A 19,205-nucleotide genomic window follows, 5' to 3' on the forward strand; every position below is an offset into this window, starting at 1 on the left:
ACCTAAAATTTAAAATTTAAACTGCCAACAATTGAAGCCATATTAAAATCTACGTTATTATTTTTGCAACTTCTATCAAATTCAATTATATAATTAGTAGACCAAAACTCACGTGGCTTTAAATAAAGCCAAGCGTTCAAAGGGCTATCTTTTGGAACTTTTTCAATTTTTATTGGTTGTATTTTTTTGCCATTGCAATCTAAATAAACATTCCAAAATGAATTTTTATCAGATATATTATTTGATTCAAAATCTGAACTATACAGATTTACCCAAAGAACGGTATTTTTATAGCTATCGTTCTGGAATTTTTTATAAAGTTTTTCGTTCGACTGCGAAATTGCATTTTTTTCTTTCAGGTAATCGTAGTATTGATTTGCAAGGTTTTTGTTAAAATAAGTTACTTTAGCTATAGCAACCGTCTCAAAATCTCTATATAACTTTTTTTCAATAGTTTGTTTATCCAGTTGTTCAGAAAACTGTGTTGTATAACTTCTAAAGCCCACTTCCTTTAATTGTGTGCATGAACTCAAAAAAACAAATAAAACTAGTAGCAAAAAAACCTTATTTTTCTTCATTTAGTACCTCCAGAGCCTGTTTGGCTTCTTTGTTTTGGGGGTTTTTTGTAAGTATTTCATTGTATAGATTTTTTGCATCTTCAACATAGCCTTGTTCCATATACAGTTTTGCTATATTCAATTGGTCATCCTCTTCCAGGTCAATTGTTGGTATATCCTCAAAAACTATAGTTTTGCTATTTTCTTGCATTGGTAGTTCTTTTTCTGTTTGAGGCCTCTCGCTTAAATTTTCTACATCAAATATTACTATATCTTTATCAATCGCCACTTCTTTTTTTATTTTTTGTGTTTCGAAAACAGGAGTTTGTTGAATTGTTTCCGTTACTTTTTCTACACTTGGTGTATATACAGGAGCAAGAGATAACAATTTAGATTTTATTTTAGGCGATGGATTAAGAACAAGAAGTTTTTCATAAGCATTTACAGCAGCCTCAATTTTACCTTGCTTTTCGTAAACATTGGCTAATAATTCCCATGCAAGCGAATTAGAATTGTTAATATTTATAACAGTTTCGAGATAGCTTTCCGCTGCTTCGTATTTTTCTTCATCCATAAGGATCTGGGCGATTTTAATTAAAGCGAGTAAGTAGTGAGGAAATTTAGCTACACCTTCTATGAGTAAATCAAAAGCTTCCTCTTTTGCGCCACTTTCGTATAGCAAACATGCTAGAGGATAAAAGAATAAACTCAACTGTTTTGACTTATAGTATTTTTCAATTTTTTTTATAAGCTTTTTCACTGCAATTCTCTAATTGTTTTTATCAATAAACTATACTCTATGTCGTTTGCAATAATAGCTTCTCCTATGTCTTTTGTCAATATAAATTCCAGGATGCCGCCCTTAGTTTTTTTATCATGCTGCATTATTTTTATAAGCTCATCTGGATCAATATTGTCAATTTTTGTTGGCAAATTAAATTTTTCAAGCAAATTTTTAATTCTTATAAACGTATTTTCGCCAATCAAACCAAGGTTGATTGAAAGTTTTGCTGCAAATACCTCTCCAATTGACACAGCTTGTGGATGAGTGTATTTTTTGTACTCAAAGAATGCTTCAATTGCGTGAGCTAGCGTGTGTCCAAAATTTAGTATAGCCCTTAGGCTGGCTTCTTTTTCATCTTTTTGAACTATTAAGCTTTTATCTTTAGCACAATCGTAAATAATGTCGGAGATCGTTTTGGCATCTCTTTTTAAAACATCTTCTATGTGTGTTTCCAGAAAGCTAAAAAGCTGCCTATCCATTATAACGCCGTATTTTATAATCTCAGAAAAAGCATTAAAAAATTCTTCGTCACTTAATGTATCTAAAAATTTTGTATCAATAAATACAGCATTTGGTTGGTAAAAAGTACCAATCAAATTTTTGCCTTTGGTGTGATTTATAGCTGTTTTTCCGCCAATTGAGCTATCAGTTTGAGATACAACAGTAGTAGGCACATGAATGAGTGGCATTCCGCGCATAAATGTACTTGCTGCAAATGAAGCCACATCACCAACTACACCACCCCCGAAAGCTACTAATGGGGTTTTTCGATCAGCTTGATTTTCTATGAGAAAATCATATATATCAAATAGCACTTCCTTGCTTTTGCTTTGTTCGCCTGCTTCAAAGCAGTATATTGAGTATGAATAGTTAGTTTTTTCAATATATCTAAGCAGTGTTTGCAAATGAAGCAAGCATACGTTGGTATCTGAAATTATAAACAGTTTTTTAACAAAATTAGAGTTTTTTAGAAAATCTACCAAACTACTTAGATCGTTGTAGCTGATGCTTATATTATAACTTTGAGATACATTTACGCTTATTATTTGACTCATTAAATCCTCAAGTATTTTTTGGCAACATTTAGATCATTTACAAATATTTCTATTGCTTTTGGGTTTCGCAGTAAATATGCAGGATGATAAGTAGGTATGACTTTATAAATCCCCATTTCAAAAACGATTCCCCGGGATTGAGTAATTTTTTTATCATTTCCCAAAAGTTGCATTAGAGCAAATCTACCTAAAGTAACAATCACACCTGGTTTTATCAAATTTATCTGATTGTCTAAAAAAGACCTGCACGCTTTAAGTTCGCTTTCTTGAGGATCTCTGTTGTTTGGTGGTCTGCATTTTAGACAATTTGCAATATAGATATCTTTTCTTTCTACGCCAATTTCTTTTAACAAATCATCCAACAACTTTCCTGCTCTTCCAACAAAAGGCAAACCTTGTTCATCTTCATTTGCACCAGGTGCTTCGCCAATAAACATTAAATCAGCATTAGGATTGCCATCGCCAAAAACATAGTGCTTTTTTGTTTTGTACAGTTCGCACGCTTTGCAATTTTCCACTTCTCTTTTTAATTTTTCAAGGTAAAAAAAAGTGTTTTTTGATGATTTTTTTTCTTTTTTTAGCTTAATGTTTAAGTATTCAACGCCCAAATCTCTATAAAAATTTAAAATGTCTCCCAATTGATTTTTCTCCATTTACTTTAGCAAATCAAGAAGCCTTGCTATTTCTTTGTTTTTCGTGTAATAGCTTACGCGATTAGCAACTAAGAATGCGCTTGATTTCATGATTTCTTCTATAACGCAAAGGCCATTTTCCTTTAAAGTTTGTCCTGTGGATACAATATCTACAATACAGTCTGCAAGACCGATTAGGCCTGCAAGTTCAATTGAACCGTAGAGTTTAATAATTTCAATTGCCATGCCTTTTTTTGCAAAAAATTCATCTGCTATGTTTACAAACTTTGTAGCAACTTTTAGCTGTGTAGGAGTGTCTGGGTAGTTAGAGCTTTTCCCAGCTACAACAACGCTGCATTTTCCTATCCCCAAATCCATAAGCTCAAATACATCTTTTTTGTTTTCTGTTAGTACATCAAGACCCGCAACGCCCAAATCAGCGCCGTTTCCTTCCACATATGTAGCTACATCTTGAGCGCGGACTATAAAAAATTTTATAGAGGTATCTTTGCTTTCAAATATCAATTTTCTACTGTTTGTTTCATAGTCTATATTAATGCCTTTCTTGTTTAACAATTCTATCGTTTCATCCATTAAACGACCTTTTGCAAGTGCGATTGTTAATTGCTTCACTGTGGCAACCTCTTTATTTTTGCGCCAAGTTTTTGTAGTTTTTTATCAAGAAACTCATAGCCTCTATCCAGGTGATAAATACGCAATACCTCCGTTGTGTTTTCTGCTGCTAAGGCCGCAATTACAAGGCTAGCACTCGCCCTTAAATCTGTTGCCATAACGGGCGCTCCGTATAATACTTTTACACCATTTACAATTGCTTTATTGCCGCTTATGGTTATATTAGCTCCCATACGATTTAGCTCTGCTACATGCTGAAAACGATTCTCAAATATAGTTTCTTCTATTATGCTTGTGCCTTGTGCAAGTGTTAACATAGCTGTAAATTGAGCCTGCATATCAGTGGGAAAGCCCGGGTATACAAATGTTTTAATATCAACAGGCAAAAATTTCGAGTGAGAAACAACTACCGTATTGTCGTTTTTTATGTGAATATCTGCACCGGCTTCTTGGATTTTATCAATTATAGAGTGCATGCAATAAAGTGGTGCGTTGTTGATTGTAATGCTTGAGCGTGTAGCGTGTGCAATACACATAAAAGTGCCAGCTTCGATACGATCTGGCATTACTTCATACTCGCTGCCTTTTAATGTGTCAACGCCAATTATTTCTATTGTAGAACTGCCAGCACCTGAAATTTTGGCGCCACATTTATTTAAAAAATTTGCCAAATCAACTACTTCTGGTTCTTTTGCGGCATTGTATATGGTTGTTTTACCATCAGCCAATGTTGCTGCCATAATAATATTTTCTGTACCGGTAACGGTGGGGGTATCAAAGTAAATTTCAGCACCTTTGAGTTTTTTTGCATTTGCATGAACATAGCCTTGTTCAATATTAATCTTAGCGCCCATTGCTTTTAGGGCATCAATATGTAAATTGACGGGTCTTACGCCTATCGCGCAACCTCCAGGCAACGATACAATCGCTTGAGAGTATTTGGTTACAAGTGGTCCTAAAACCAAAATAGAAGCCCTCATTTTACGTACCAGATCATACTCGGCTTTGGTGGATTGTAGTTTGGAACAATCAATTTTAAGCGAATTATTGCTGAAACTATACTGGCATCCCATATTTTCTAGCAGTTTTAACATTGTAACTATATCTGCCAAATCCGGTACATTATTTATAGTGCAGGGCTTATTACATAGTATTGTTGCGGCTATAATAGGTAATGCTGCATTTTTTGAACCGCTTATATCTACGCTGCCATGCAGGGTTTTTGAACCCTCTATAGAAAATTTATCCATACAACTCCTCATTAAAAATACTAGCTATGCCTAGCAAGCCTTCTAGATCAGGATTTTTATCAACTGCGAAATTGCACGGCTTGATTCTGTATACAAAAGAGCGCCTTTTTACTGTACTTATAAGTTTTTCTTTAAATGTTTCAAAATTATTTGCCATGCCACCGCTAAAAACAATTAAATCACTACCAAATATATTGATTAAATCAGCAATTATAATACCTAAAGTTTGTGCAAACCTATCGACTATCCTTTTGTAAGAATTGTTTTTGCGATAATTACTAAATATATTTTCCAATGAATCAAAAACATTATTTTTGTTAGCAAATTCAAGTATATGCTTAGCGCCACTATATTGCTCTATACAGCCTCTATTATTGCAGCCGCAACGCTTGCCGTTAATATTTACACTAATATGGCCAACTTCGAAAACACTAATAGAGCTTTTCAAGAGCTTTCCATCAACTATCACGCCCCCACCAAGACCTGTACCCAATGTAATATGTATCATATTATTGACTTTGTGAATTCTGTATGAGTTTAAACAAGCGGCATTAGCATCGTTTTCTACCTCAAGGTGTATATTTTGTTGTTCAAATTCACTAAAAGAAAAGTTATTTAAAAAAAGCATATTAGGCGAGTGTTTAACTGTTTTTGAATTATAATCAACGATGCCAGCTACACAAAATCCAATATTTTTTTCATTGTTTTTTGACAAAATCTCCTGTATCGTATTTTTAAACTCATCTATATTTTTAGGCGTTTGTATAATGTTTAAATATTCAATATTATATTGTTTGTCAATTTTTGCATATTTTATGCGTGTTCCGCCAATATCAAAACATAATGTCAACGGAGCATTCCTTCAATGTATTTTTGATGTGCTTTTTTTAAACAATAATCCATTATAAATAGTATTCCAGTGTTTTCTACCAATTTTTTTGACTCATAGCTTATTATATCTTCTTGTATCCATATTGCTTTTGGTTTTATTTTTAGTGCAGATTCAACAACAGCTGGACAGTCGTTTGCGTTTCTAAAAACATCTACCACATCTATGCTAAAGGGTATGTCTTCTAATTTTGTATAACATTTTTCTCCTAATATTTCACTCACGCCTGGTCTTACTGGAATAATTTTGTAGCCTTTACTTTGCATATATTGGGCTACATCAAAACTTGGTCTATCTGGTTTTGGCGATAAACCAACCACGGCTATTGTTTTCATTTTTAGAATTTCTTTTACTATTTCTTCATCTTCTTTTGATATCTTACCAAAACCAAGTCTACAACTTTCCATTTTTTACTAACCCCCAAGACTTTTTATTCTATCTTCTTTGGTTCCAACATGCGTAATTTTTATGCCAAAATTTCCACCAACTACCACAACTATACCTTTGGCAATTGTTTTACCGTTTACCAAGATCTCCATTGGCTCATCTACACTCTTATCCAGATCTATTATAGTGCCTTCTGCTAATTTTACAATATCTTTAAGCAACATTTGCTTTGAGCCAATTCTTACACGTGCATTTAAATCTATGTCCATTAGTAGATTTAAGTTATCTTTTGGCGTTTCTATGGCAGAGTTACGCTGTGGTTCGTCTTCTATTTCAAAAATGGGTGCATTTGTATTTTTTCGTTCTGCTGATGCGACTTCTACGCTCAGACTACTCAAAAGTTTTTCAAATTCATTTACACTAACATATTGAAATATAGAGCTTTCGGTAATATTTGATATGATAATTTCAAATTCAGATTTAAAAAAGGTATCATCGGTTGGTTCAAATTCTGAAAAGCCATTGAAATTTGCCTTATAGCCACTTTCTCTTATTGCTGTAACAAAAGCTCCAAAACTTTGCGAAAAAAGTTCTTTTAGAGAATCAAAATCATCTGGCTCTAAGGTTTCTTTTGCTTCCCCGGGTCCCATCAGTATTAAATCTGACAAAATAGAGCCAATTTTTGCATCCATTGATAGATACAAGTTTAATTCAAGGCCGTTAATGTCAATTTTAAATTTTCCAAGAAAATCTTTTGCTTCAATTGTATTTGCGTTTTGCACTTTTGTAAACTTAATAAGGCACTCGACATTTAAAGCTTTTTTCAGTGTTTCTTCAATATGTATAGATTCTTTTGTAAAGAAAATTTGGATATTTTCATTTGTGTTTTTTGTTAAATCAAACAAATCTTGCCCCCTATGTAGTAATTTTAGTTATTTTAATAGCTTTTTTTGTTTTTTGCTTACCTATTTTTGCTTCAAATTTTTTAACGCCGTTAAAATGTACTTCTGCTGGCTGGTTTAAGCTTTTTTGAATTATACATACATCGTTTGGCTTAAGGTTTAAGAAATTTTCTATATTAATCTTGAAATCACCCAAATAAACATCGAGATCCACTGAAACATTGTCAAGTATCTGAAGTATGTCAACAACCCTATTTGTATGCTCTTTTTTTGAAATCGAAAGCATATCATGCGTGCCAATCTTTGTTAAAATAGGCTCAAGTGTAATAACTGGCAAACAAAAATTTATTATACCTTTATAATCACTCATTTTTACTTCAAATACAATCAATACAACAACTTCCGAAGGCGCTACAATCTGAACTACATTTGGACTTGTTTCTTGAGTAGTGACATCAAACTTTATCTCTGCAATTGGAGCCCAAATGTTTTTCAGGTCGGACAGCATCAAATTTACTATATCTAAAAGGATTGTTTGCTCTATATCGGTAAAGGGCCTGATGTTTTGAAATGTTGCACCAAAACCGCCAAGCAACCTATCTATTAACACAAAGCCAATATCTGGTTCTATAGCAATAATTCCGCTGCCTTCAAGCGGATATAGGTTTACGACATTAAAGCTTACAGATTGCGAAAGCGAAAGTACAAATTCACCATAAGTCATTTGATCAACGCTTGCCACATCTATTTCTATTATTGTTCGTAAAAAGCCAGAAAGCTTTGAAGAAAAGTTTCTGGCAAACTTATCATGCAGGTTCTTAATTGCCCTAATTTGTTCTTTTGATACTTTATCTGGTCTTTTGAAATCGTATATGGATATTTTTTCTTCTATTAAGCTCTCGGCTAGATCTTCTTTTTCCTCTTCTTTGCCAATTGTGGAAAGTAGCGCATCAATTTCTTCTTGAGATAAAATTTCTGCCATATTTATCCTGTGATTTTTTTGACAATATTTGGTATTTCATTTAGATCGCCAATGTAGTCTACAATGTTACTTTCCGTCGGTTTTCGAGGCATACCCCATACAACACATGATTCTTTGCTTTGTGCAATAATGACACCACCGGTTTTTTTTAGTTTTACTAATCCTTGAAAACCGTCGTTACCCATGCCTGTCATAATAATTGCCAATGTTTTGTCTTTTGTAGTTTGGGCGCATGAATCAAACAGTATGTCAGCGCTTGGTACATAAATTGTTTTTGGCTCGTCTGAAACTTTTATAATATACGAGTTGCCTTTATCCACAATGCTCATCTGTCTCCCTCCAGGCGCCAAATAACCTTTGCCATTTTCAACAATTTCTCCATCCTGCGCTTCTTTTATTGGGATAGAGGAAATCCTATCTAGTGACTTTGCAAAAATCGGTGTAAAGGTAGCAGGCATATGTTGAACAATTAAAACAGGCACATTTACTTTTGGAAATTCACTCATTACTTTTTCAAGCGCAACAGGCCCACCCGTAGATGTGGCAATAGCAATGAGTTTTATATCTTTTTTTACAGGTTCTGATGGCTTGACAGTTTTTATTTGCTTGGTTTCAATGGGTTTTATTAGTTTTGGTTTTGATACTTTCGAATTTTTTGCTGCAATAACTTTTTCAATTAACAATTCTCTTGCGTCTTTTGTTATTTTATTGAAATTTAAAACATCATTTTTTGGTATATAGTCTATTGCCCCTAAATGTAGTGCTTCGAGTGTTGTACTTGCACCTTCTGTAGTTAGAGTTGATACCATAATTACTGGCACAGGATTTTCTATCATTATGTGCCTTAGTGCTTCTAAGCCATTTAATTTTGGCATTTCTACATCCATCGTAACTACATCAGGCTGTAGTGTTTTTACTTTCTCAATAGCTTCTTGACCATCTGAGGCTGTAGCTATTACTTGTATTTGTCCAGACTCTTCCAGTATTCTTGCTAAATATTTTCTTGAAATTAGTGAATCGTCAACGACTAATACTCTTACCATAATTTCTCCAAAGATTTGACATTTACAAAGAAATAATATAAATTTTGTCGCAGAAAAGCAAATAAATTTTCTAGGAGGTAGAGCATGGGATTAACAGTAGCTCAAAAGATACTCAAAGAGCATTTGGTTGACGGTAGCCTCGTAGACGGCGATGAGATTGGTATAAAAATTGATCAGACACTCACACAAGACGCTACAGGCACAATGGCAGACCTTCAATTTGAACAAATGGGGACACCCCGCGTGAAGACTGAAGTTTCTGTGAGCTATATCGACCACAAAACAATTCAAATGGGTTTTGAGGATGCAGACGATCATACATATTTGCAGACATTTGCAAAAAAATATGGATTGTATCTATCAAAGGCGGGCAATGGTATTTGTCACCAGGTTCATGTAGAACGCTTTGGTAAACCAGGTAAGACACTGCTTGGTTCTGATTCTCACACGCCAACAGGCGGAGGTATTGGTATGATAGCAATTGGCGCAGGCGGCCTTGACGTGGCCAGCGCAATGGCTGGAATGCCATTTTATATGCCCAGGCCAAAAATTGTTGGCATAAAATTGACAGGTAAACTACAGCCCTGGGTTTCTGCAAAAGACATTATCCTTAAAGTATTACAGATTTTAACCACAAAAGGTAATGTAGGGTGGATTGCAGAGTACTTCGGTGAGGCCGTAAAATATCTAAGCGTGCCAGAGCGAGCCACAATTACCAATATGGGCGCAGAGCTTGGCGTTACAACTAGCGTTTTTCCATCCGATGAAACCACAAAAGCATTCTTGGCAGCTCAAAAGCGAGAATCTGATTGGGTAGAATTAAAAGCAGATACAGATGCAGTATATGATAAAATTATAGACATTAATCTAAATGAACTTGAGCCAATGATAGCACAGCCTCATTCACCAGACAATGTTGTGCGTGTAAGGGATGTAGAAGGCACACCGGTAGATCAGGTTATGGTAGGCAGCTGCACAAACTCTTCATATAAAGATGGCAAAATATTGGCTGAAATTTTAAAAGGTAAAACAGCAGATGAAAATGTAAGTTTTGGTTATGCACCAGGTTCAAAGCAGGTGCTTAGAATGCTTTCTGATGAAGGCGAACTAAGTAATATTATTGCAGCAGGTGCAAGGGTATTAGAATCAGCGTGCGGCTTTTGTATAGGAGCAGGTCAAGCGCCCAGAAACAATGCTATTTCTATAAGAACCAACAATAGAAATTTCTTTGGTAGAAGCGGCACCACAACAGCTAAAATTTATTTAGTAAGCCCAGAAACAGCAGCAGCTTGTGCATTAACAGGTAAAATCACAGATCCAAGGGATTTAGAAAAGCTCTTTGGTATTCAATATCCTAAAGTAGAAGTACCCAGTGCATTTACAATTGATGATTCACTTGTCATACCACCAGCAAAAGAAACTGAAGTTTCAAAAGTAGAGCTTTATAAGGGTCCAAATATTGTTGATCCGCCAGGTGGAAGTTCTATGCCGGCCGATTTAAATGGTGAGGTTGCTGGTAAATTCGGCGATAAAATAACTACAGACGATATTATGCCAGCAGGCGATTTGTTAAAATATCGTTCCAATGTTCCAAAATATGCTGAGTATGTATTTGTGAAAAGAGATCCTACATTTGCTCAAAGATGTTTGGAAAATAAAAAAATGGGTATTCATAATATTATCGTAGGTGGCGATTCATATGGCCAGGGTTCATCTAGAGAGCATGCAGCGCTATGCCCAATGTATTTAGGTGTAAAAGCTGTTGTTGCTAAAGCCATTGAGCGTATTCATAGGGCTAACCTTATTAATTTTGGTATATTGCCGTTGACTTTTAAAAACCCAGAAGATTACGAAAAAATCGACCAGGGCGATAGAATAAAATTGCCAAACATAAGAAAAGCCCTAATCGAAAACAAAGGCGAAGTAATGCTCTATAATGAAACAAAAGGTATTTCTATACCGCTAAACTATCACTTAACAGACAGGGAAATTAAGACTATCTTGGCAGGTGGTACAATGAAATTGGCAAAAGATTTTCCTGGCAAAAGTTTCAAAGAAATCGTATTTAATTCTTAAAAAGGAGGAAATAATAATGAAAACATTATTTTATGTATTAAAAGACCCATCAAACACAATGGATTATTATCATTTATTTTTAAATGTGAAAGATTTAAGAAAAAAAAATTATGATGTCAAAATTATATTAGAAGGTTATGCCACAAGCATTGTTCAAAAAATGTCAGACAAAAATCATCCATTAAATGTTGCATATGAAGATATTAAAAGCTCTATAGTAGCAGTATGTAGGGGTTGCGCTATTGCTACAAAAAGTTTAGAAGCCGCAGAAGCCCAAGGCTTGCCTGTAATTGGCAATCTTGAAAACCACGTAGCACTTGAGCCATTTATTAAAGATGGTTATAATGTAGTTGTATTCTAAAGCTTTTTGGGAGGGTACATAGAACTCTCCCAAAAAAATTCTTGTTGTAATAATTTTTCAAAAAGATTATAATATTAATTATGATATTTGTATCTTTCCTTTGGCACATGCATCAACCCTATTACAAAGATGATATTGAAGGTAAATATTTAGCGAGTTGGATCAGGCTCCATGCGTCTAAAGATTATTTGGATATGCTAAAAATTGCCCAAAATAATAATGCTAAAGTAACTTTTAATCTCACGCCTGTGCTTATCAATCAAATTTTATCGTACAAAGATTTAGATTGTGAAAATCTTTCAAGCTTATTGCTTAAGCCCGTATCTGAGCTTAGTGATAAGCAAAAGTTGTTTGTTTTAGAGAATTCTTTTAAGATAAGTTCCCACATTATACAAAGCATGCCAAAGTACAAACAACTCTACCATAAAAAACAAAATGTCAATTCAAATGTCTTGAATATTTTTACGGACGACGAGATTTTGACATGCGAAATAGCTTATCTATTAGCCTGGTTTGGTACTCTTCAAAAAGATGCAACGATAAAAAAAATTCAAGAAAACTTAAGTACATCAGGTGAAGCAGAAAAACTATATTTATTAAATAGACAACTGCAGATTCTTCAAGCTACTGTACCAGAATACAAAAAAGCTGTTAAGGCTGGTGATATTTGTCTTACCACCACGCCATTTTATCATCCTATTTTGCCCTTATTGATTGATAGTGACATATCAAAAGTATCAAATCCTAATATAAAACTACCGGAAAAGTTTAGTTTCCAGGAAGATGCAAAATGGCATATACAAAAGTCTAAACAATATATGGAAAGAATTTTTGAATCCACAATAGAGGGTATGTGGCCTTCTGAAGGTTCCGTTAGTGATGAGGCGCTATGTTTAATCTCAGAGGCAGGCTTTAAATTTGCAGCTACAGATGAACAAATCTTAAAGAATTCAGGTTTTGGTGACATATATAAGCCATATTTATATGAGAACAATAATTTGTCTTTGCATATGTTTTTTAGGGATCATGTGCTGTCTGATAAAATAGGTTTTGTATACTCAAGATTAAACTATAAAGATGCAGTAAGTGATTTTTTAAGCTCGATAAAAAGCATAGAAAAACAATTTGATAAATCAATTGTGAATATAATTCTGGATGGAGAGAATGCTTGGGAGTATTACGATAATAATGGCTATGATTTCTTAAATAACTTATATGATAGCTTGCAAAAGGATGAAAACATTGAACTTACAACACCAAAAGACTATTTAGAACTGCAAGCATCTGGTGAACTAAAACTAGGCAAAATTTGGCCAGGCTCGTGGATTGGTGCAAATTTTAATATATGGATTGGAGACGACGAGGATAACAAAGCATGGAATTTGCTTGGTAAGGCACGCACGGAACTTGCTAAAAGCAAAGCTAGTATGCAAGAGCTTTACAAGGCCCAAGGCAGCGATTGGAACTGGTGGTATGGATCTGATCATTCTTCTTCTGATGATTATTTGTTTGATAGTTTATTTAGAAGCTTGCTTATTAAAGCCTATTTGCTTGCCAAAAAAACTCCTCCTCAAGAGCTTTATTTGCCAATTAAAAAAAGCATAAGCGCTCTAGAAAGTAAGCTTCCAATTAGCTTTATTAACCCAAAGATTGATGGATTGGTGAGCTCTTATTTTGAGTGGAGTGGTGCGGGTGAATTTGTAGAACTTGAATCTTCTATGAGTATTTCAGATAAAATTATAAAAAAAATTTTTTATGGGTTTAATGATACCGATATTTTTTTAAGAGTGGATTTTAGCAATGCTAAAAAGGACATATTAATTAAAAATGATATTTGTATAGAAGTATTTGATAATATTAAAACAAGTATTTTTTTATCAAACAATGGCAGCTACATAAAGAAACTTGATAGAAATGGCAGAACTATAAATCAAGAGGTTTTTACAGATTATTCGATGAATAAAATTCTTGAATTAAAAGTTTCAAAAGATTTTCTTGGCGTTCATGAAAAAGAAAAGGTTTATATAAATGTATATATTAAACAACAGGATACAATTTTGGAGCGTTTTCCTTCAAACAAAGACATTCTTGTAGAAATTCCTTCTAAAAATTTTGAATTTGAGAACTGGATTGTATGATAGTTTCTATTGTAGGAAGGCCAAATGTAGGTAAATCAAGCCTTTTTAATTTACTAATTGGCAAAAACAAAAGTATTATAAGCGATATTCCTGGCACCACGCGAGATAGGATAGCCGATTACCTATATCTTGAAGATAAAACAGTAATGCTTATAGATACTGGTGGACTTAATGATGCGGATTATATTTTATCAAAAAAAATTAATATGCAAACGCAGGTTGCCATAGAATTGAGTGATATCATAATTTTAGTTTTTGATGCCAAAGAGCCTTTTTCTGATTTTGATATATCGTTGTTTAAAATGATTGCTAAATTAAAAAAACAGTATATTATTGTGGTCAATAAAATTGATGATAGAAACGAAAATTTTTTTTATGATTATTTGCGTTTTAAAGAAGCTTTATTTATTTCCACAAAGCAAAGAAAAAATATAAATCAGCTTAAAGAAAAGTTGTATACGCTGGTTGGTAAAAGCGTTACAAAAGTCCACGCAGATAGTAAACTAGCCATTGTAGGTAGAGCAAATGTTGGCAAATCAAGCCTTTTTAATGCAATATTAAAGAAGGAATACTCAATTGTATCTTCTAAAGAAGGTACAACGCTTGATAGTGTTGATACATTTATTAATTACAATGGAAAAGCTTATAAAATTATTGATACGGCAGGATTAAGGTTAAAACTAAAGAAAGAAAGCCTAGATAAGCTGGCTTCCTATATGGCTCTTTTTTCTATCGAGAGATGTGACATAGCGCTTTTGGTTATTGATGCTAAAGATGGGGTCAAAACGCAAGATTTAAAAATTGCGTCTATTTTAGAGCAAAAGCACAAAGGCATCATAGTAATTTTTAACAAATGGGACTTAATAGAAAAAGACCAAGATAAAGTTTTTAAAGATTTAAAAAGCAGGCTTTCATTTATAAGCTATGCGCCATTTTTGAGAATTAGCTCAAAAGAGTCTAAAAATATTGATAAGATCTTTAAATACATACAGATTGTTGATACTTATTACAGCTCAAGAGTTTCGACGCATGATTTAAACGAAGCGTTTCTTCGTTTGTCAAAAACACATCATGGAATAAATCTAAATTCTAAACCTATAAAACTAAAATATATCAATCAAGTTGAGACAAAACCGCCTACTTTTGTGTTATTTACAAACGTAGAGAAAGTGCCAAAAAACTATGAACACTATATAAAAAACAACCTATATTCCTTATTTAAATTCACTGGTTGTCCTGTAAAGTTGATCTTCAAAACAGATTAAGCACTCACTAGTCCAGAAAAGTTACAAAGTCTTCTACTGTTATTCTATCCATTCTCATATTGTTGATATAGGAAGTATTGTTTGGGTATCCAATTGATATACCCATAACTATAATTTTGTTTTCTGGTATATTCAAGGTTTTCTTAATAACAGGCGCATAGGCAGCAATTGATGTTTTTGGACATGTGGCAAGACCAAAATCCAAAGCAAGCAGCATAATAGTTTGAGCCATAATGCCTATATCTATAAATGTATTTTCACCCAAGTTTTTTTCTCTTAGCAACAACAGCTCAACTGGTGCATCAAAAAACCTGAAATTTTCTAAAATATGCTCTTGTAGGGCAATTTTATCTTTTGGATCTATGTGTTTGTATTCAAATACCCTTGTGTTACAGGCTTTACGTCTATCTTTTATGAATTGAGGTGTGTCTTTTACTTCATAAATGTAGTCATATTGCCTTTCAATGCCACTTTTTACAGCTTCTACTAAAGCATCACTTAACTTTTGTTTGGTATGACCACTCAGAACCAAAACTTCCCATGGCTGAACATTGTGACCAGACGGTGCAAACCTTGCAATATCAAACAATTTATAAAGTACCTCTTTTTCGACCGGTTTGTTTAAAAAGGCACGTGTTGATTTTCTTTTTAATATACTTTCTGAAACAGCCATTTAACCCTCCCTTTTTTAGTAACTAATTTAATTAACCTATTTAAAAAATCAAGGGGTATTAAAACCCCTTGATTTAATTATTTTTAAATTAGCCCAGCTTCTTCTAGTATATCGTCAATATATTCTTTTAGCGGGTCTAAGCTTTGGTTGAATAAGCACTCTGGCATTGTTTCAAGTTTTTCTGCAATTTGAGGTTTAAAGCTCATCTTTGCTAAGATGTCTTTTTCAATGTCAACACCTGGTGCAATTTCTTTTAGTATGAGACCGTTTTCATTTAAACCAAATACTGCTCTTTCTGTTACATAGATAATTTCTTTTTTTGCTTTTACTGCTTGCGGACCGCTGAATACAATTTTTACTATCTTTTCATTGAACTTTAATATATTTCCATCATTCTTTATTATCAATTTTCCTTTGGAAGCATCTATATCAAATTTGCCAGCAGTAAAACCACCAGCAAAGAATGTTCTAGGCGAACCTGCACTAATTACAGGAAAACCGCCTGGGCCTGATACCCTTGTAGAGCTGTATGATGGGTTTAGATTGCCTTTTGGATCTATTTCCATAAAACCAAGTGAAGCAAAGTCTATAATGCCACCTTCATAATTTGTAAACATATCAGGCATAGGAATCAAAGCCTGCGGCGATATGGCAACGCCAAAATCTGGTCCAACTAAAGCTATGCCGCCAATTGGTCCTGGCTCTACAGTTAAAGCAAGTAAATTGCTAAGTCCCAACTCGCCAGCAAGCCAAGAAACATACACAGGTATTCCTATTCCAAGGTTGCCAAATAGTGGTTTTTTTAGCTTTGCAGCGGTTTTCATAACTTCGATTAATATTCTTCCAGCTGCAATTCTATCCCTTATTTGGTCTGGGGAAGGTAAAAGTTCTTCTAATTCTTTAGTTTTTTTAACTTTTACATGACCTGCTAGCCTTGGATCATATACATAGCTGCCAGAGAGTTTATGGTATTTTTCTGCATCTGGCGCCACAACAACATAGTCCACAAGCGGACCTGGAACTATAACATCTCTTGCAGGTATGGTATCTTTTCGTGCAACATACTTTACCTGGCAAATAACCTTGCCTTGGTTTGGAAGCGCTTTTGCAGCCTGTGCCATATTAAGCACTGTGCCATAGATGCCTTCTTCTTCCATTGAAATATTGCCATCTTCGTCTGCTGTTGTGCCTCTGATGAGTGTTACATCTGGTGTTGGTGCTTGATAGAGTAGCCATTCTTCGCCATTAATATTTAGCACATCTACCTTGCAGGTCTTTTTTTCTTTTGCGATTTCATTTGAAGCACCACCGTCAATTCTTGGGTCTAAAAATGTCCCAAGGCCAACTTTTGAAAGCAATCCTGGTCTGTTGCTTGCAACTTCTCTGAACCAATAGGCAGTTGTGCCAATAGCAAAAGAATACACTTCAATTCTGTTTTCCAGCGTCATTTTCATTAAAGCAGGTGACCAACCAATAAAAGGCATTAAAACGCCTCTTATGAATGTTTGATTTTTGTCCTGGTAAAGTTCTGAAAAAACTTTATCAAGACCTCTATCTGGTACCGCAGGTAGTGTGTCTGAGATGATAAATAAATTGTTTGGATGACCTGTTTTTTTGTACTGCTCAAAAAGCTCCAAGATGAGATACTCTGGTGCGGTTGAGAGATTGAACCCAGAGATAGCAACAACATCGCCATCTTTGATAACGCTTAATGCGTCGGAAACATTTACAACTTTTCCGTGACCCATTAATTCATACCTCCTAAAAATTTTTTCTTGCGCCTATACTAAAAGATTTAGCCTAAAAAGTCAAATTAATTAAATTTTTTCAACTTCATAAATAACTTTTTACTAAGACAAACTGTATTTGTTATTTTTATCAAAAGATGGTAAAATAAGATCGAGGTTTTATGTCTTTAATCGGCCAAATATTGTTGAACAATAAAAAGATAACGCAAGATCAACTAAAAGAAGCTGTCAAAGAGCAAGAGCACACACACAAGCGACTAGGTGAGATATTAAAAGACTACAATTTAGTTTCAGATGAAGACATTGCTGATGTTTTGAGCGAACAATTTAACTTAAAAAGAGTCAATTTAGGCAGTATTTCAATTGATAAACCCGCTTTATCAGTCATAAAAGAAGATATTGCAAAAGAGCGTTTAATTTTACCTTTTGCAAAAACAAATAACGAACTTCACATAGCTGTGGTGGACCCTACAGAAAATACTTATTTAATAGATGAAATTAGATTTAAAACAGGTATTAAAAAAGTAGTTTTATATATTACAACGCCACAGGATATAATAAACGCTATAAATACAAGTTATACAGTGTATAATAAACTTGAAGAATTTGTAAAAAACCTGCCACAAATACAAACTATAGAAGAAATTAAAGAAGAAACCCAAACTACTATAGAAGAAAACGATCCGCCTTTAATTAAATTAGTTAATTCAATTATTGAAAATGCTATTATTGCAAGGGCTTCCGATGTACATATCGAACCTTTTGAAAACAGTTTAAGGATCCGATATAGAATTGATGGCAAAAATATAGAAGCAATGAATTTGCCAAAACAGTTTGCCCTAAGTGTTGTTTCAAGAATCAAAATCATGTCTTACTTAGATATCGCAGAAAAAAGACTTCCTCAGGATGGCAGAATAAAGCTTAAGGTAGCAGGAAAAGAAATTGATTTAAGAGTTTCTACCATACCTGTGTCTTTTGGAGAAAAATGTGTTATGAGAATTTTAGACTCAACCAGTATAAAAGTTAAGTTAAATGATTTAGGTTTTGAGCCTGAAGATTTAGAAAAATATATAAAAGCAGCTAAATCTCCTCATGGTATTATTTTAGTTACAGGCCCAACAGGTTCTGGTAAATCAACCACGCTTTATGCTACACTAAATTTGCTAAACAACATTAGTGTAAATATATTAACAGCAGAAGATCCAATAGAGTATAATTTGGAAGGTATAAATCAGCTTCAGGTTAACGAAGAAATTGGTTTGACTTTTGCAAAAGCTTTGCGTTCATTTTTAAGACAGGATCCAGATATTATTATGGTTGGAGAAATTAGAGATGCAGAAACTGCAGATATTGCGATTAGAGCTGCACTAACAGGTCATTTGGTATTATCTACGCTTCATACAAATGATGCACCAAGTGCCCTAGCAAGGCTTATAGATATGGGAATAGCCCCTTATTTGCTTTCTTCGTCTCTGAGGCTTATTCTTGCACAAAGGCTTGTTAGAAAGATTTGTGAATCTTGCAAAATCGCATATGAACCCGAGCCAGCATTAATAAAAGACTTAGGATTTGATAATCTTGAAACTACCTTCTACCATGGCAAAGGATGTGCTTTTTGTAACAATACAGGCTATAAAGGCAGAATAGCGATATATGAAGTTATGCCAATAGACGAACAGATAAGAAAAGCAATAATTTCTGGTGCAAATACAGATGAAATAAAAAAAATAGCAATTGCCAATGGTATGCAGACACTAAGGCAAAGTGGTATTAAAAAAGTTCTTGATGGTATCACTACAATTGATGAAATTCTTGAAGTAACAATTTAAA

Annotated in this window: 18 protein-coding genes; 5 read left to right on the forward strand and 13 right to left on the reverse strand. The window is 33.9% G+C overall.

Annotated features, from left to right (window positions below):
• Positions 1–2 precede the first annotated feature (2 nt).
• The 11 genes from ACP5FO_RS00475 to ACP5FO_RS00525 are packed head-to-tail and all read right to left on the reverse strand — an operon-like array spanning position 3 to position 9,114.
• Positions 3–578, reverse strand: coding sequence for a hypothetical protein (locus ACP5FO_RS00475; RefSeq protein WP_428105522.1), 576 nt, complete (start codon positions 576–578; stop codon positions 3–5).
• Positions 565–1,317 (reverse strand): tetratricopeptide repeat protein, encoded by a 753-nt coding sequence (locus ACP5FO_RS00480; RefSeq protein ID WP_428105518.1) that lies wholly within the window; start codon positions 1,315–1,317, stop codon positions 565–567. Before ACP5FO_RS00480 ends, ACP5FO_RS00475 begins: the two co-directional genes overlap by 14 nt.
• Positions 1,314–2,396 (reverse strand): 3-dehydroquinate synthase, encoded by a 1,083-nt coding sequence (aroB, locus tag ACP5FO_RS00485; RefSeq protein WP_428105516.1) that lies wholly within the window; start codon positions 2,394–2,396, stop codon positions 1,314–1,316. The genes ACP5FO_RS00480 and aroB overlap by 4 nt, the downstream gene beginning before the upstream one ends.
• Positions 2,396–3,049 carry a uracil-DNA glycosylase gene (locus ACP5FO_RS00490; protein WP_428105514.1) on the reverse strand — a complete coding sequence of 218 codons (654 nt, stop codon included), beginning with the start codon at positions 3,047–3,049 and terminating at the stop codon, positions 2,396–2,398. The genes aroB and ACP5FO_RS00490 overlap by 1 nt, the downstream gene beginning before the upstream one ends.
• Positions 3,050–3,661 carry an ATP phosphoribosyltransferase gene (gene hisG / locus ACP5FO_RS00495; protein ID WP_428105511.1) on the reverse strand — a complete coding sequence of 204 codons (612 nt, stop codon included), beginning with the start codon at positions 3,659–3,661 and terminating at the stop codon, positions 3,050–3,052.
• A complete protein-coding gene (murA, locus tag ACP5FO_RS00500) occupies positions 3,658–4,911 on the reverse strand; it encodes a UDP-N-acetylglucosamine 1-carboxyvinyltransferase (RefSeq protein WP_428105509.1) in 1,254 nt (417 codons plus the stop codon). Before murA ends, hisG begins: the two co-directional genes overlap by 4 nt.
• Positions 4,904–5,761 (reverse strand): ROK family protein, encoded by an 858-nt coding sequence (locus ACP5FO_RS00505; protein WP_428105507.1) that lies wholly within the window; start codon positions 5,759–5,761, stop codon positions 4,904–4,906. The genes murA and ACP5FO_RS00505 overlap by 8 nt, the downstream gene beginning before the upstream one ends.
• Positions 5,758–6,207 (reverse strand): CoA-binding protein, encoded by a 450-nt coding sequence (locus tag ACP5FO_RS00510; protein ID WP_428105503.1) that lies wholly within the window; start codon positions 6,205–6,207, stop codon positions 5,758–5,760. Before ACP5FO_RS00510 ends, ACP5FO_RS00505 begins: the two co-directional genes overlap by 4 nt.
• Before the next feature lie 6 nt (positions 6,208–6,213).
• On the reverse strand, positions 6,214–7,092 hold the full coding sequence (locus ACP5FO_RS00515) for a FliM/FliN family flagellar motor switch protein (protein WP_428156847.1): 879 nt from the start codon (positions 7,090–7,092) through the stop codon (positions 6,214–6,216).
• Positions 7,093–7,102: 10 nt separating this feature from the next.
• Positions 7,103–8,071 (reverse strand): flagellar motor switch protein FliM, encoded by a 969-nt coding sequence (gene fliM / locus ACP5FO_RS00520; RefSeq protein WP_428105495.1) that lies wholly within the window; start codon positions 8,069–8,071, stop codon positions 7,103–7,105.
• A gap of 2 nt (positions 8,072–8,073) precedes the next feature.
• Positions 8,074–9,114, reverse strand: a complete 1,041-nt coding sequence (locus tag ACP5FO_RS00525; RefSeq protein ID WP_428105492.1) for a protein-glutamate methylesterase/protein-glutamine glutaminase — start codon at positions 9,112–9,114, stop codon at positions 8,074–8,076.
• An 84-nt stretch (positions 9,115–9,198) separates the two neighbouring features.
• On the opposite strand from ACP5FO_RS00525, the gene ACP5FO_RS00530 reads away from it, so the two are divergent.
• The 4 genes from ACP5FO_RS00530 to der all read left to right on the forward strand — a co-directional run bounded on the left by ACP5FO_RS00530 (position 9,199) and on the right by der (position 14,954).
• Positions 9,199–11,190, forward strand: coding sequence for an aconitate hydratase (locus tag ACP5FO_RS00530; RefSeq protein ID WP_428105489.1), 1,992 nt, complete (start codon positions 9,199–9,201; stop codon positions 11,188–11,190).
• 16 nt (positions 11,191–11,206) lie between these two features.
• Positions 11,207–11,551 carry a hypothetical protein gene (locus ACP5FO_RS00535; protein WP_428105486.1) on the forward strand — a complete coding sequence of 115 codons (345 nt, stop codon included), beginning with the start codon at positions 11,207–11,209 and terminating at the stop codon, positions 11,549–11,551.
• A gap of 80 nt (positions 11,552–11,631) precedes the next feature.
• Positions 11,632–13,689 carry a hypothetical protein gene (locus tag ACP5FO_RS00540; protein ID WP_428156848.1) on the forward strand — a complete coding sequence of 686 codons (2,058 nt, stop codon included), beginning with the start codon at positions 11,632–11,634 and terminating at the stop codon, positions 13,687–13,689.
• A complete protein-coding gene (der, locus tag ACP5FO_RS00545) occupies positions 13,686–14,954 on the forward strand; it encodes a ribosome biogenesis GTPase Der (protein WP_428156849.1) in 1,269 nt (422 codons plus the stop codon). Before ACP5FO_RS00540 ends, der begins: the two co-directional genes overlap by 4 nt.
• Positions 14,955–14,961: 7 nt before the next feature.
• Here der and ACP5FO_RS00550 read toward each other — a convergent pair whose 3' ends face one another.
• Positions 14,962–15,627, reverse strand: coding sequence for a nitroreductase (locus tag ACP5FO_RS00550; protein WP_428105475.1), 666 nt, complete (start codon positions 15,625–15,627; stop codon positions 14,962–14,964).
• A gap of 83 nt (positions 15,628–15,710) precedes the next feature.
• Positions 15,711–17,375 (reverse strand): acyl CoA:acetate/3-ketoacid CoA transferase, encoded by a 1,665-nt coding sequence (locus ACP5FO_RS00555; RefSeq protein ID WP_428105473.1) that lies wholly within the window; start codon positions 17,373–17,375, stop codon positions 15,711–15,713.
• A gap of 161 nt (positions 17,376–17,536) precedes the next feature.
• Here ACP5FO_RS00555 and pilB point away from each other — a divergent pair, with 161 nt between their 5' ends.
• Positions 17,537–19,204: a type IV-A pilus assembly ATPase PilB gene (pilB, locus tag ACP5FO_RS00560; protein ID WP_428156850.1), complete on the forward strand. Its 1,668-nt coding sequence runs from the start codon at positions 17,537–17,539 to the stop codon at positions 19,202–19,204.
• Position 19,205 lies beyond the last annotated feature (1 nt).

The organism is Desulfurella sp., from assembly GCF_049977265.1.
Taxonomy (GTDB): Bacteria; Campylobacterota_A; Desulfurellia; order Desulfurellales; family Desulfurellaceae; genus Desulfurella.